The 13,090-nt window shown below is 61.7% G+C and carries 12 protein-coding genes; 8 read left to right on the top strand and 4 right to left on the bottom strand.

Translation table 11 applies throughout. The features are described from left to right. Positions 1-27: 27 nt before the first annotated feature. Together PEL8287_RS07330 and PEL8287_RS07335 are read right to left on the bottom strand one after the other, a co-directional pair. Positions 28-591, bottom strand: coding sequence for an OsmC family protein (locus PEL8287_RS07330; RefSeq protein ID WP_085891722.1), 564 nt, complete (start codon positions 589-591; stop codon positions 28-30). Between the two features lie 246 nt (positions 592-837). Beyond that, entirely contained in the window at positions 838-1,731 is an 894-nt protein-coding gene (locus tag PEL8287_RS07335; protein ID WP_085891723.1) for a class I SAM-dependent methyltransferase, read from the bottom strand. 126 nt (positions 1,732-1,857) lie between these two features. Between PEL8287_RS07335 and PEL8287_RS07340 the strand changes: the two genes are divergently transcribed. Further along, the gene (locus tag PEL8287_RS07340) at positions 1,858-3,423 is read left to right on the top strand and encodes a winged helix-turn-helix domain-containing protein (protein ID WP_176228583.1); all 1,566 of its coding nucleotides are present in this window, start codon (positions 1,858-1,860) and stop codon (positions 3,421-3,423) included. A 362-nt stretch (positions 3,424-3,785) separates the two neighbouring features. Here the strand turns inward: PEL8287_RS07340 and PEL8287_RS07345 are convergent, their stop codons facing one another. Together PEL8287_RS07345 and PEL8287_RS07350 are read right to left on the bottom strand one after the other, a co-directional pair. Beyond that, positions 3,786-5,126, bottom strand: coding sequence for an ATP-binding protein (locus PEL8287_RS07345; RefSeq protein WP_085891725.1), 1,341 nt, complete (start codon positions 5,124-5,126; stop codon positions 3,786-3,788). Beyond that, positions 5,123-5,782: a response regulator transcription factor gene (locus PEL8287_RS07350; protein ID WP_085891726.1), complete on the bottom strand. Its 660-nt coding sequence runs from the start codon at positions 5,780-5,782 to the stop codon at positions 5,123-5,125. The genes PEL8287_RS07345 and PEL8287_RS07350 overlap by 4 nt, the downstream gene beginning before the upstream one ends. A 145-nt stretch (positions 5,783-5,927) precedes the next feature. Here PEL8287_RS07350 and PEL8287_RS07355 point away from each other — a divergent pair, with 145 nt between their 5' ends. The 7 genes from PEL8287_RS07355 (at position 5,928) to PEL8287_RS07385 (ending at position 13,059) form a co-directional block, all read left to right on the top strand. Then, the gene (locus PEL8287_RS07355; protein ID WP_085891727.1) at positions 5,928-6,245 is read left to right on the top strand and encodes a PepSY domain-containing protein; all 318 of its coding nucleotides are present in this window, start codon (positions 5,928-5,930) and stop codon (positions 6,243-6,245) included. Further along, positions 6,238-6,909 (top strand): cytochrome b/b6 domain-containing protein, encoded by a 672-nt coding sequence (locus PEL8287_RS07360; protein WP_085891728.1) that lies wholly within the window; start codon positions 6,238-6,240, stop codon positions 6,907-6,909. Before PEL8287_RS07355 ends, PEL8287_RS07360 begins: the two co-directional genes overlap by 8 nt. 169 nt (positions 6,910-7,078) lie before the next feature. Next, the gene (locus tag PEL8287_RS07365; RefSeq protein ID WP_085891729.1) at positions 7,079-7,456 is read left to right on the top strand and encodes a PepSY domain-containing protein; all 378 of its coding nucleotides are present in this window, start codon (positions 7,079-7,081) and stop codon (positions 7,454-7,456) included. A gap of 38 nt (positions 7,457-7,494) precedes the next feature. After that, positions 7,495-7,965, top strand: a complete 471-nt coding sequence (locus PEL8287_RS07370; protein ID WP_085891730.1) for a DUF2271 domain-containing protein — start codon at positions 7,495-7,497, stop codon at positions 7,963-7,965. Positions 7,966-7,977: 12 nt separating this feature from the next. Continuing rightward, the gene (locus PEL8287_RS07375; protein ID WP_085891731.1) at positions 7,978-10,185 is read left to right on the top strand and encodes a PepSY domain-containing protein; all 2,208 of its coding nucleotides are present in this window, start codon (positions 7,978-7,980) and stop codon (positions 10,183-10,185) included. Further along, positions 10,166-11,146 carry an FAD:protein FMN transferase gene (locus tag PEL8287_RS07380; RefSeq protein WP_085891732.1) on the top strand — a complete coding sequence of 327 codons (981 nt, stop codon included), beginning with the start codon at positions 10,166-10,168 and terminating at the stop codon, positions 11,144-11,146. Before PEL8287_RS07375 ends, PEL8287_RS07380 begins: the two co-directional genes overlap by 20 nt. A gap of 5 nt (positions 11,147-11,151) precedes the next feature. Then, positions 11,152-13,059, top strand: a complete 1,908-nt coding sequence (locus PEL8287_RS07385; protein WP_085891956.1) for a heavy metal translocating P-type ATPase — start codon at positions 11,152-11,154, stop codon at positions 13,057-13,059. The last annotated feature ends 31 nt before the right edge of the window (positions 13,060-13,090 follow it).

A 13,090-nucleotide genomic window follows, 5' to 3' on the forward strand; every position in this document is an offset into this window, starting at 1 on the left:
TCGCTCCTTTCGGGGTGGTCGGTCGCCTCAGGCGACCGACACATGCACGTTGGTGGGGTTGGTCAGGATGTCGAATACCGCCGAGCGTTTCTGCGACTGGGACACCAGCGCCGCGATATCTTCGGCTGATGCATCGGCGTCGATATCGAAGGTGGCGCGGATGGCCGAGAAGCCGTTGCGGATATCCGGGTCCATGCCCAGAATGCCACGCACGTCGACATCACCTTCGACGATCACGTTGACCGAGTTCAGCTGGATGCCACGGTGCTGGGCGACCGAGGCAACACCACCTGTCAGGCAGCTTGCCAGGGCGGCGAGCACGATTTCCGGCGGGGTCGGGGCACGGTCGGCGGCGTGGAAGACCTCCGGATGATCGGACTCGATTGTATAGGTCTTCTTGCGTGCGTGTTCCTGGCCCAGCCCGAAGTATCCATTCAGGTTGTTCGTGCTGTAGGTTCCTTCGATCCAGCTGCAATCACTGCGAAAGGTGAACGCTGCGGCTTCGGGCATCTGCTCGAATGCGCCGCGTGCGCCCATCAGGGCTTCGGTGTCGACGCCATTGTTGGCTTTTATCTCGGTGTGAACTGTCATTTTGGGTTCCTTTCAGTTTCATATTTGGTTGGTTGGTTGATGCACTGATGCGCCCCGGGGTCTTCTTGAAAGGGGCAGCGCGCTGAAGCCCGGCGGCCTGCGTTACTCGTTACGGTTACTGGTTAAGGCGGTTCTCCGGCGGATCCATTTAGTTGATCTCGGACGGACCAGGGCCGTGGATCCGCAGATCGTCTCGGTGCAGGCCCAAGCGAACTGCCTTCGGCGATCCTGCCCTGCTGGTGGCGCCTAGGAGGCGGATCTTGGGTTGCGGCCCGTGATCAGCCAGGAGGAGCTGTCCATCCAAAGCCCACCTTCGCGTTCGATGACGCCCTCGAAGAGTTTGGACAGGGCCGCTTCGATTTCCGCGCGGCGTGTTTCTCCAAGAGCACCAGCCTCGCGGTAGGTTTCGCCTGCCGGTCCGACGGCCAGTTGGAAATTGACCGCATCCTCGACATCGCGGCCCACGTTGACCTTGGCGTCGATCCGACGAAACTCGATGTCGGCAAAGCCGGCGGCCTCCATCTGCATCCGGGTCACCTTCTCATCGGCCATCGAGAAAGGACCCGGGCCGCAGGTTTGCGCATCGGGGCCCGGCGGCGGCAAAAAGCGGCGCACTACGTCTCGGGCGTCGGACAGCCAGGGGTTATCCTCGCGCTGACGCCAGACAATATGCGCCATCCGCCCGCCAGGCTTGAGTGCCCTGCGCATCGTGCGCAGACCCGCTACGGGGTTCGTGAAGAACATCGTGCCGAACCGGGCGAACACAAAGTCATACTCTGCCTCGACGAGATCACGCTCGGCATCGCGATTTTCGAAACGCAAGTTCGGGAGGAACATTTTCTCAGAACGGCTGCGGGCGATGTCCAGAAAGGCATCGCAACAATCAACGCCAAGAACTTTGCCGTTTGTACCGACCCGGCCGACCAGTTCGATCGCGGTGTCACCGAAGCCACAACCGACATCCAGCGCATGATCGCCGGCGCGGACATCCAGCAGAGGCATGACCGCTTCGCTGTGACGCGACAGACCGCCTTCTATGATGTGGCGGTATTTGACGAATTTCGGGGCGAGCGTTTGGTTCCAGAACTGGACGAGGGCATTCGCCTGCTCTACGTTAATTTGCTTTACATGCGTGTTCATCTCGGTCTCCTGTGTGTAGCCTCGTTGTGCGGTGCTGAAGAAAGGATACGGATACCGACGCGGGCAAGCTTGAGCGGGGTCTGAGTATTTCTTGAGGATATTCTGAGAATTTCGGGGTTAGGACACTTGGAATACAGGTTTGATGAATTCTTGGTTCAGATCGACCATGGCGAACTGTGCCTCGGGGCCGAGCCGGTTGCGATCGAGCCGCTTGCGTTCTCCTTGCTGGTCCATCTGATCGAAAATGCCGGGAGGCTGGTAACCAAAGACGAACTTGTCGAGAAGGTCTGGGAAAGACGCTTCATCTCCGACGCTGCAATTTCGACCGTTGTGAAATCGGTGCGGCGTGCGTTGGGGGATGATGGAACAACCCAGAAATACGTCAAAACGGTGCGTGGGCGCGGTTTTCGGTTCGTCGGGAGGGTAACGATGCAAGTTCCCGGGGTCGCAGCAAACTACAAAGACACACAGCCCGAGCCTGAGATGGACCGCAAGGGGCAGGCTCCCACATTGGCGATCTTGCCCTTCAACCTGATCGGCGATGCAGAAAACCGGGGCGCCATTGCCGACGGCCTGCCCGCCGAACTGATCACAACGCTTTCTCGCCTGCGCTGGTTGAAGGTTATTGCGCGCGGATCAAGCTTTCGCTTCCATGGCCCCGATATAGACATCGAACAAGTTCGTGTGGCACTCGGAGCGACCTATGTGCTGACCGGCGAGATCGAAATTTTCGGGCCGCGTGCTGCTGTGAACCTCGAACTGGTAGACTGCCGTTCAGCGCGGATTGTCTGGGCTGATCGGCTCTCTGGACCGCTTGCTGACGTACATCAATTACGCGAAGAGATCTCTATCCGCGTCATTTCCATGCTTGAACAGCATATACCGCAGCATGAAGCACAGCTCGCTCGGACGCGGAACCCGGCCTTGCTGGATGCCTGGGCGTTTTATCATACTGGTCTTCAGCATATGTATCGGTTCAACAAGGCAGACAATGCCCTTGCTGACGGGTATTTCCGTCGCGCATTGGAGCTGGATCAGGATTTCGCACGTGCTTACGGCGCCTTGTCCTTCACAAGTTTTCAGTCGGCGTTTCTGCGCTATGAAGGAGACCGGGGCATCGCCATAGAAGCAGCCCGCAGACATGCGCTCCGTGGCATGGAACTCGACCCGCTGGACCCGTTCATAAATTACAATCTGGGGCGGTCCTATTGGCTTGAGGGAGCCCCGCAAGCCGGTTTCGGGTGGCTCGAACAGGCGACGGTCCTCAGCCCGAATTTCGCCCATGGCCTTTATTCGCGCGGATGGGCAGAGATCATGGCCGGAGATGGGGCAGCGGCTCTTGAGCATATCTCGCGTGCGGTAGATCTCAGTCCGATTGATCCGTTGCTTTATGCGATGTTTTCAGCAAAGGGCCTTGCCTATCTCCATACCGGTGAATTTGATCAAGCCGCCATCTGGGCCGAGCGCGGCGCTCGCAAACCCGGGGCACATTTCCTGATCAAGGCCATATCTGCGGCGGCCTGGCAGATTGCTGGGCAACATGACAAGGCTGTATTTTGGCGCGATCAAAGCCTGGCAGCCCGACCGGAAACTTCCTCTGCCATGTTTTTTTCGGCATTTCCTTTCAGGGATGAAGAGACACGCGAGAGATTGCGCGACGCTTTGCTTCGCCTTGGTTTTCCGGAACAGTGACAGGTTTTGCGCGCACGTCGTGTCTTTCAAGAAAAGCACAAGACTTGCCCGTGTAGTGAACGATGCATCAGGTTTGCGCCGCTGCATGTGGTGTTAACTGGTCGCCGGGGGCGGACAGGTAAGAACCTTACAAGAACAGGCCTCTGGCGGGCGTTATTGCCAATGTGTGAACGTGGGCCATGGAACGAAAGCCGCAGATTATCGTACCTTCGCAAATGTCCCTTCCCCCCAACGTCAAAGAACAGATGATTTCAAAAAGCCATTTTCTAACAGTATCTTAGCGCCCGAGCTACCGGGCGTATTGCAAAAAACTTGCTTTCACAGATCGGTTCCGACCCGTTTTTTATCAATGATGTTCGTGTTCAGCGGTCCCGGGACAAGTTGGGCAGCCTGAGAGACGCTTCAAATCCCGACTCTTGTCCGGTGCGAGGAGATGTCAGGACAAGCGGGCTTCCGATGCGCTCTGCGATCGCTGCGACAATAGCGAGCCCAAGGCCGCTGCCATCTGCATTTGATCCGGCACGTTCGAAGCGGGCTGTCAGTCGGCCTAGTGCCTCGGGGCTTACGACAGGTCCTTCGTTGGATACGCTCAAGACTCCGTTTGCCGATAAAGCTACTTCGACGGGATCGGTTTCCGAGCCGTGTCGCAGGGCATTCTCTACCAGGTTCCGGCAAAGAATTCCGAAAGCGTCCGGATCAAGGTCCGACATCACGGGTCCATACGGAAGCGTCAAGACGATGCGGTCCGGCGCGGTCGTACGCCCGATATCCTCGATCACGATTTCAGCCACGGTCCGCAGATCCAACGCCTGATCCAACCTTAGGCGGCCGCCCTCGGCCCGGGCCAATTGCATGAGGCGTTCGGACAGGCGGGTCAACCGTTTCAGCGTCGCTTCGATATCAGCCGCCCGAGCCGATGCCGCCGGGTCGTTGGTCTCTGACTGCAAACGCTGCGCTTGTGCGATGGCTCCGGCGAGTGGCGTTCGTAACTCGTGGGCGGCATTGGCGGCAAAACTCCGCTCGGCATCGAAGGCGCCTTTCAGGCGCTCCAGCAAGTGATTCAGCGTGACCGCCATTGGGGCGATCTCGGCAGGTACGTTGTCGGTCGGAACTGGTGACAGATCACGCGCATCGCGCAGTTCCAACCGTTCCCGAAATCGGCGAAGAGATCGAAAGCTTGCCCGAACGGCAAGAATAATCGCAAGCAAGGCAAACGGGATTACGACGAGAAGGGGCAGGCCAAGGCCCATCTGGATTGCTCGCGCGATCATCGCGCGGTGGTCCAAAGGCTCTGCAACCGTGATTCTGATACTGCCTTGCAACGCGTTTTCGTTGAACAGCCTGTGGGTTGCAGTCTGCCGAAAGCCCGGCCCGTCATAAGGTGGGAATACCTCCGGATCGGCAGCATGCGACTGCAAAAGGATGCGGCCCCGCGCGTCCCTTACAATGTAGGTAAAGAACTCCTCATGTTCCCGGATCACGCCGAGGCGTTGGGTTATGCCGTCATCATCACGCCCGACGATGTCCAAGACGGCCAGCGGCAGCAGTCGTTGCGCTGTTTCCTGCAAGGCAGAGTCAAATACCTCGTCCATTTCGTGCCGCAGGATCACGGCTGTCACCGAGGCGGCAGCAATCCAAAGAACCGTCAGCAGAATTCCGAGTAACAGACCAAGTCTTGCCTGAAGGCTGCGCGGCAACCTCATGGCGCCCCCAGGCGATAGCCCATGCCGCGCTCGGTCTCGATTATGCCGCTCCCCAGCTTCTTGCGCAGCCGGCTGACATGCACCTCGATCGTGTTGCTCTCGATTTCGGAGTTGAAGGCATACAGCGTATCTTCGAGTTGTGCCTTGGACAGCAGTTGGCCGGGGCGCAAAAGGAAAGCTTCAAACAGGGCCCATTCTCGCGCCGTCAGCTGAATGGGCTTGCCTTCAAGGTGAATGCTGCGCGCAGCAAGGTCGATCTCGAGCGGGCCGTGGGCGATGATCGGGTTCGGATTGCCCGTATAGCGCCGGGCGACCGATCCGATCCGCGCGGAGAGTTCGGCAAGGTCGAAGGGCTTCACAAGGTAGTCGTCGGCACCCGCGTTCAGTCCTTCGATCCTGTCTGAAACCTGGTCGAGCGCGGTCAGGATGATGACGGGGGTCACGTCACCCCGGGCGCGCAGGCCTTTCAGAAAACCAATGCCGCGCCCATCTGGCAACATCAGATCCAGCAGAATCAGATCATAGGCCGCGCTGCGCACTGCATCGCCTGCAGCATCCAGACGCGTGACCCAGTCGACCGACTGCCCATCGCCAGCGATCTGGTCGCGCACTGCGGCGCCCAGAACCGTATCGTCCTCAATCAACAGGATGCGCATTTCTGTTCCGATTCCTTTTCCGACGGCCCTCCATGAACTGCATGGCTGACGCAAAGCTGACGCTGCCCGGTTCTGCACTTCAGGTTCCTGTCAGCTTCACCGCGCATAAATTGCATCAAGTTGGCCGCAAGGAGGAGTTTGCCCCATGAAGAAGACATTGACAATTCTGCGTTTTCTCGCGGTCTTTCCGGCCGGTGTCGCGCTGGCGGACGACGATTGCTTTGTGCCGATGGCCGATTGGCAACCGCGGGATGCCGTTACCCGGCTGGCTGAGGAGAACGGTTGGTCGGTGCGCCGCATCAAGATCGACGATGGCTGCTACGAGATTGACGGACGCGACGCCGAGGGGCGCAGGATCGAAGTAACGGTCCATCCGGCCACCCTCGAAGTGATCGAGGTCGAATACGAGGACAACGATGACGATTCTGCGCAAGGGAATCGCAAAGGACGCGGCGATGACTGAAGCTACTACGCAAGAAGCACTGCGGATCGACAAGGAAAAATCTGCCAATGTGCGGGTCTGGGATCCGCTTGTGCGGACGTTCCACTGGGGTCTTGTTGCGGCTTTCGCAGTGGCTTGGTTGAGTGCGGAGGAGCTTGATACTGTTCACGAAATCGCGGGCTATGTGGTTGCAGGTCTTGTCGCATTTCGCCTCGTCTGGGGCCTTGTCGGTAGTCGGTACGCGCGGTTTGCCCAGTTTTTAAGATCTCCCGGGGCGACTTTGTCCTATCTCCGCGACATGGTGCAAGGGAAGGAGCGGCGCTACCTCGGCCACAACCCGGCCGGCGCTGCCATGATCGTTGCGCTGCTTGTGACGCTTTCGGGCACGGCCTTCACGGGGTGGCTCTTGGAGGAACCCGACCGCGTGGCGATGCTGCCATCCGTGCCTGTCATCGTAGCGCCCGCTTGGGCCGACAATGATCGAGACGACCACGAGTATGGTCAGCGTGGCGAGGTGGACGGCCTTTTGAAGGAGGTCCACGAAGCGCTCGCGAGCCTGATGCTTCTGCTCGTCGCGTTGCATGTGGGTGGCGTTGTATTGGCATCCTTCCGACACCACGAAAACCTCGCCCGTGCCATGGTCACCGGAGGCAAGCGCGCGCCCGGTCCCGGCGATATCGCCTGACAGATCGAATCCCCAAGGCCGATCGTCCCTTCGGCCCAACCTGGCTCCGCCTTCATCGGTGGGGCCTTTTTCTTTCTGACGGCGAGCTGAAGCGGAAATCGCTCTGCCGTCAGCAAGGCCTCAGGTCGGCTCTCCAGATTGGTCTCACCAGAAGAAAGGAAACCCAGTTATGAACAAGACCCTGACCGCAATAGCCCTCATAGCCCTCCTGCCCGCAGGCGCAGTGCTTGCTGATGATGACGATTGCTCTGTACCACGCAATCAGTGGCAACCGCGCGACACTGCACTGCAAGTGGCGCAAGACAATGGTTGGATTGTTCGAGACTTCGAGATCGACGATGGCTGCTACGAAATCGAGGGTCGCGACAGCAATGGTCGGGAGATCGAGGTGAAACTAGATCCTGCGACCCTTCAGATTGTCGAGATGGACTACGAGGATGACGACGAACGTGGCGGCGCAAACAACCCCGCGCCCGCAGGCACCGTGGCACCGCCGCAGAACGGACTCTTTGGCAACGGTGCCTTGCCGCAGGTCCAGGTGAACTGAGCCTCCTCGCCGTAACATTCTGAACAAGGACCCTTCCGATGAAATCACTACTTGCAACGCTCACGCTCACCACCGCGCTGACGCTTCCCTGCCTCGCCGCGGCACGACCGGTAACGCTCACCACGTCCCTTAACAACTATGGCGGCGACGGGGCGTATCTTGCGCTCTACGTCACCGACGCCTCGGGCGACTATGTCGGCAGTCTCTGGATGGCTGGCGGCAAATCAAAATACTACAAGCATCTTAGTGACTGGAATCGCGCCACGCGCGGCGACGCCACGCAGGTCAACGGTATCACCGGGGCCAGCGTCGGCGCAGGCCGTACGCTCGAGATCACGCTTGATCTCGCTGATGCGCTTTTTGATGCGGGCTTTACGCTTCACATCGACGCGGCCGTCGAGGACATGCGCGACAGCCCGAACGAGGTGTCGGTGCCTCTGACGACGGAGGGCGCGGGCATGCCGATGAAGGGGCGCCGTTACGTCGCCAGTTTTGCCTACGATATGTGAGGAGTGAGGGTCATGTTCCGTGTACTCCATCGCTGGCCGGGTCTTTTGGCCCTCGCGCTTGTCACTGTCCTCGCCCTGAGCGGCGCAGCGCTGTCGGTCTTCCCTGCGGTCGAGCGACTTGCCGGGCCGCAGGCCGAGGCCGGATTGACGGCTGCCACCCTCGCGGACCGCATCCTGGCACTCTATCCGGGCCTCGAGCAGATCCGCCGGGCGCCCTCGGGCCAGATCACCGCCTATTGGTTCGATCAGGGCGCGCCGGGCGCTGCCGTCATCGACCCCGCGACCGGGCAGGGCGTGGCCTCGGCTGATCCGAACCTGGTCGAACGATGGCTCACCAATCTTCACCGCTCGCTGTTCCTCGGGGATGGCGGTCGCATCGCCATGGCTGCGGGGGCAGCGGCGATGCTGGTTCTTTCACTCTCGGGTGCAGCGCTGGTCGCGCGGCGGGCTGGCGGCTGGCGGCACTGGTTCGCGCCTCTGCGCGGGCCGCTTGTTAGCCGGTTGCACGTCGAGATTGCTCGTATCGCCGTCATCGGCCTTGTCCTGTCGTCCACCACGGCCTTGTGGATGACGGCTTCTACCTTTGAACTGCTCCCAGAACTTGGCGCAATGCCTGCTTTCCCGGCCAAGGTCAGCGGCAAAACGGGGGTTGCGTTGGGTCAGGTGCCCACCCTCCTGCAGACGCCTGTCGCTGAGCTGCGTGGGTTGAGTTTTCCCTACCCGGGTGATGCAACAGACGTATTCACGCTCAGGACCGACCGGGGAACTGGGTATCTCGATCAGGGTACAGGTGTGCTTCTTGGTTGGGCCGACCTGACGGGGTGGGAGCGTGTCTCGGAAACCATCTACATGCTGCACACAGGTCAGGGCGCGGCGACGCTTGGGCTTGTTCTGGGGTTCATGGCCCTTTGTGTCCCTGCGTTGGGCGCAACCGGTGTCCTGATCTGGCTCGCCGGGCGGCGCGGGCGGCCGCGCATTCGGGGCAACCATCCCGCAGGGCGCGCGGAGACGATCCTGCTCGTTGGCAGTGAAGGCGGCAGCACCTGGGGTTTTGCCGCAACGCTTCACGCTGCGTTGAGCCGCGCCGGGCAAGGCGTGCACGTCGGGCCGATGTCGGCGTTCGCGCCAGACCGCTATGCCCGGGCCGAAAGGATCATCCTGCTGGCCGCGACCTACGGCAATGGCGCGGCACCCGCATCGGCAAAGGGATTCCTTGACCGGCTGAACGCCGCCGGACGCGCGGCTGATATCCCCCTGGCCGTTCTTGGCTTCGGCGATCGGAGCTTTCCCGCCTATTACGCCTTCGCCAAGGCGGCCGCCCGGGCGGCCGGGGCGAAGGGTTGGCCCGAACTCTTGCCGCTCGACACTGTCGATCGCCAGTCGCCGCAGGATTTTGCGCGCTGGGGCCGCACGCTCGGTCAGGCGCTGGGAATCCCTTTGGAATTGTCGCACCAGCCGGTCCTGCCGGTGACCGAATCGCTGACCCTCGTCTCGCGCCGCGACCACGGCGCCGAGGTGCAGGCCCCGACCGCAATCCTGCGCTTCGCCTTGCCGCACGTCCCGCTCTGGCAGAGGCTGACCAGAGCGGGGTTCGCAGGGTTCGCGGTCGGCGATCTGATCGGCGTCCTGCCGGAGGGCAGCGCTGTCCCGCGGTTCTATTCTCTTGCCTCTGCGCGCCGGGACGGCTTCATCGAGATCGTGGTCAAGAAGCATCCCGGCGGCCTTTGCTCGCAGCAACTCACGTCGCTGGCGCCGGGCGACACGGTGACGGCCTTCGTCCGTCGCAACCCCGGCTTCCGCCCCGGGCGGGGCAGGGCGCCTCTGATCCTGATTGGCGCCGGGACGGGTATCGGACCGTTGGCGGGCTTCGTGCGCGGCAATACGCGCCAACGGCCAGTCCATCTCTTCTTCGGGATGCGTCATGGGGGTAGCGACTTCTTCTACGGCGAGGAGATGGTCGACTGGCAGGCGGAGGGCCGTCTGACCCGGCTGGTCACAGCCGTCTCTCGGGGCGCGCGGCCGCTTTACGTGCAGGACGCGTTGCGCGGCGACGCTGCCCAAGTCACGCAGCTTATCCGCGACGGTGCCCGTGTGATGGTCTGCGGTGGGCGTGACATGGCGGCGGGCGTGGCCGACGCGCTGGCCGAGATCCTTGCGCCGACCGGGCTCACACCTGCGGTACTGAAGGTGGAGGGGCGATATGTCGAAGATGTGTACTGAGCTTGAGCGCTTTGCCCTGAACGGCGTGACCATGGGCACACGCTGGTCGGCGCTGTTTTTCGCGGAGGCGGGGTTCGACACGGCCCCGCTTCGCTCGGCGCTCCAGAAGGCAGTCGATGAGGTAGACGCTCAGATGTCGACCTGGAAGCCCCGTAGCGACCTGATGCAGCTCAACGCAGCACCGGTGGGCGAATGGGTGGTGGTGCCCGATCACCTGCGCGCGGTCCTGCGCCTTGGCCTTGAGATCGGGCGCGCCTCTGGCGGGGCCTTCGACATTGGCACGGGCGACGCAGTAACGGCCTGGGGCTTCGGGCCGGGGGTTGCGGCGCCCGCAGGCATCCGCGCAGCGATGGTCGCCTCGCGCCGCCCTGCGCACGAGATCTTGGAGGTTGGAGAGCAACATGTCCGCAAGTCCGCGCCCGTTGCGCTCGACCTGAATGGTATCGCCAAGGGATATGGCGTGGACCGGCTGGCCGAGACCCTGCGCGACCACGGGGTCGCCGACGCACTGGTCGGGATCGACGGTGAGATGCGTGCGCTCGGCCTTCGGCCGGACGGAGAGGCATGGACCATCGCGGTCGAGGCGCCTGATGTCGGGCTCCGGATGCCCCATTCGGTTCTTGCGCTGCAGGACGCCGCCGTGGCGACCTCGGGTGACTACCGTCATTGGGTCGAGGTGAAGGGGCGACGCCTGTCGCACACGATGGACCCGACCCGTGGCACGCCCCTGATTGAATCGCCCGCTTCCGTCACGGTCGTTGCCTGCAGTTGTGCCGAGTCCGATGCCTGGGCGACGGCTTTCATGGTGCTTGGTGACGACAAGGGTTCGGCACTCGCAAGAAAACGTGGGCTCGACGCTCTGTTCCTCATGCGCGATGATGACGGAAGCACAAGGGGCGTTGGAGTCGGTCGGTTGTTTTGCGAAAAGCCGGCGACAATTGCCTTAGCCGAGAGGACATGAGTGGCATGGAACACAGCAACACTGACCGCTTCAAGACAGTAATTCTTATGCTGGCAGTGACTGGTCTTGTTGTGGGCCTTGCGTTCTGGTTCGCGGGCTTGGGCGAAGTTGCTGATGTCGTCTGGTCTGCGGGGGTCGCTCCCGCGCTGGTCGCGCTGGTCGTCGAGATCCTGCGCAGCATCAGCCGCGGAGAGGTCGGGCTGGATATCGTGGCTGCGCTGTCCATGACGGCGGCGCTCGTCTTCGGCGAGACCCTCGCGGCGGCGGTCGTCGCGTTGATGTATTCCGGCGGTACCTTCCTGGAAAGCTTTGCCGAAGGCCGCGCCCGGCGCGAAATGCACGATCTCTTGTCGCGCGTCCCCCGAACGGCGGCCCGCCATCTGAATGGTGGGCTTGAAGAAGTGCCGTTGGATGACATCGAACCAGGCGACCGGCTATTGATCCGGCAGGGCGATGTGGTGCCTGTAGACGGCACAGTAGTGTCTGATGCGGCTTTCCTTGATACATCCGCTTTGACTGGCGAGTCGCTTCCAGTGCGCGTGCGAAAGGGTGGCGCGGCAATGAGCGGATCAACCAATGCCGGAGAAGCCTTCGATCTGACCGCGACCCGTTTTGCAAAAGACAGCACCTACGCCGGGATTGTCCGATTGGTCGAGGAGGCGCAGCGCTCAAAAGCGCCGATGTCGCGGCTGGCAGATCGCTGGTCTCTGGGGTTTTTGGCGATCACCGTCACGATTGCTTTTGTGGCTTGGTGGTTCACCGGCGATCCGATCCGGGCCGTCGCTGTCCTGGTCGTGGCCACGCCCTGTCCGCTGATCCTTGCGGTGCCGGTCGCCCTTGTCGCGGGCCTTTCTCGCGCAGCGCATTTCGGCGTGCTGATCAAGGGTGCCGGGCCGCTCGAGACGATGGCGCGCATCCGTACGCTGATCCTCGACAAGACCGGGACACTCACGGACGGGCGCCCCAAGATCGTGTCGATCGACGCTCACAACGGCATGGGTGAGAAAGATATTCTTCGCTTCGCCGCCTCGCTTGATCAGGCATCAAAACACCCGGTCGCACAGGCCATCGTCGCGGCTGCGAAGGCGCGGGGCCTGGAATTGCCCATACCGTCGGAAGTGGCGGAGATTCCCGGTGAAGGGGTCGTCGGCTATGTTGAAGGCCAGAAAGTCATCGTTGGCGGTGACGACTTCGTCGCGAAGCGCGTCGGACGTGCGGAAGGCGCTCATGCGTCCCTTGCAGCGGGTTCGGTTCTTGTTGCCATTGCGGTGGATGGTCACATGGCGGGTCATCTCGTGATGGCCGACCCCCTGCGCGATGGCACCGCCGGCATGCTTGCCGGGCTTCGTCGGCAGGGGATCGAGCGTATTCTGCTCGCAACGGGCGACCGGGCCGCGGTAGCCGAGCGTGTGACCGAGGGGCTTGGTCTTGACGGGCTCCGCGCAGGACTGACCCCGGATCAAAAGGTCTTGCTGGTCCTCACCGAACGCAAGAATGGACCCGTTATGATGGTGGGCGACGGCGTGAATGACGCACCTGCGTTGGCCGCTGCCGATGTAGGCGTGGCAATGGGTGCACGTGGGGCTGCCGCGTCGGCAGAGGCAGCCGAGGTCGTGTTGCTGGTTGACCGGGTCGATCGGCTCGGGCCGGGGATTGAGGTCGCCCGCCGCTCGCGGCGCATCGCTTTCGAAAGCGTTGTCGCAGGGATCGGATTGTCTGTCGCAGGGATGATTGCCGCGGCCTACGGATACCTGACGCCTGTGCAGGGCGCCCTGTTTCAGGAAGTGATCGACGTGGCCGTGATCCTGAACGCGCTGCGCGCTCTGCGCATCAAACCCGATGATCCAAATGCTCCGGTTGCGGTGATCGACGCTGTGCCGGAAAACATCGATTTGAAGGAGAAAACCCTATGAGCCGCCTTTCGAACTCTGAAATCCACATGGT

This window comes from Roseovarius litorisediminis, assembly GCF_900172295.1.
GTDB classification, from domain to species: Bacteria; Pseudomonadota; Alphaproteobacteria; order Rhodobacterales; family Rhodobacteraceae; genus Roseovarius; species Roseovarius litorisediminis.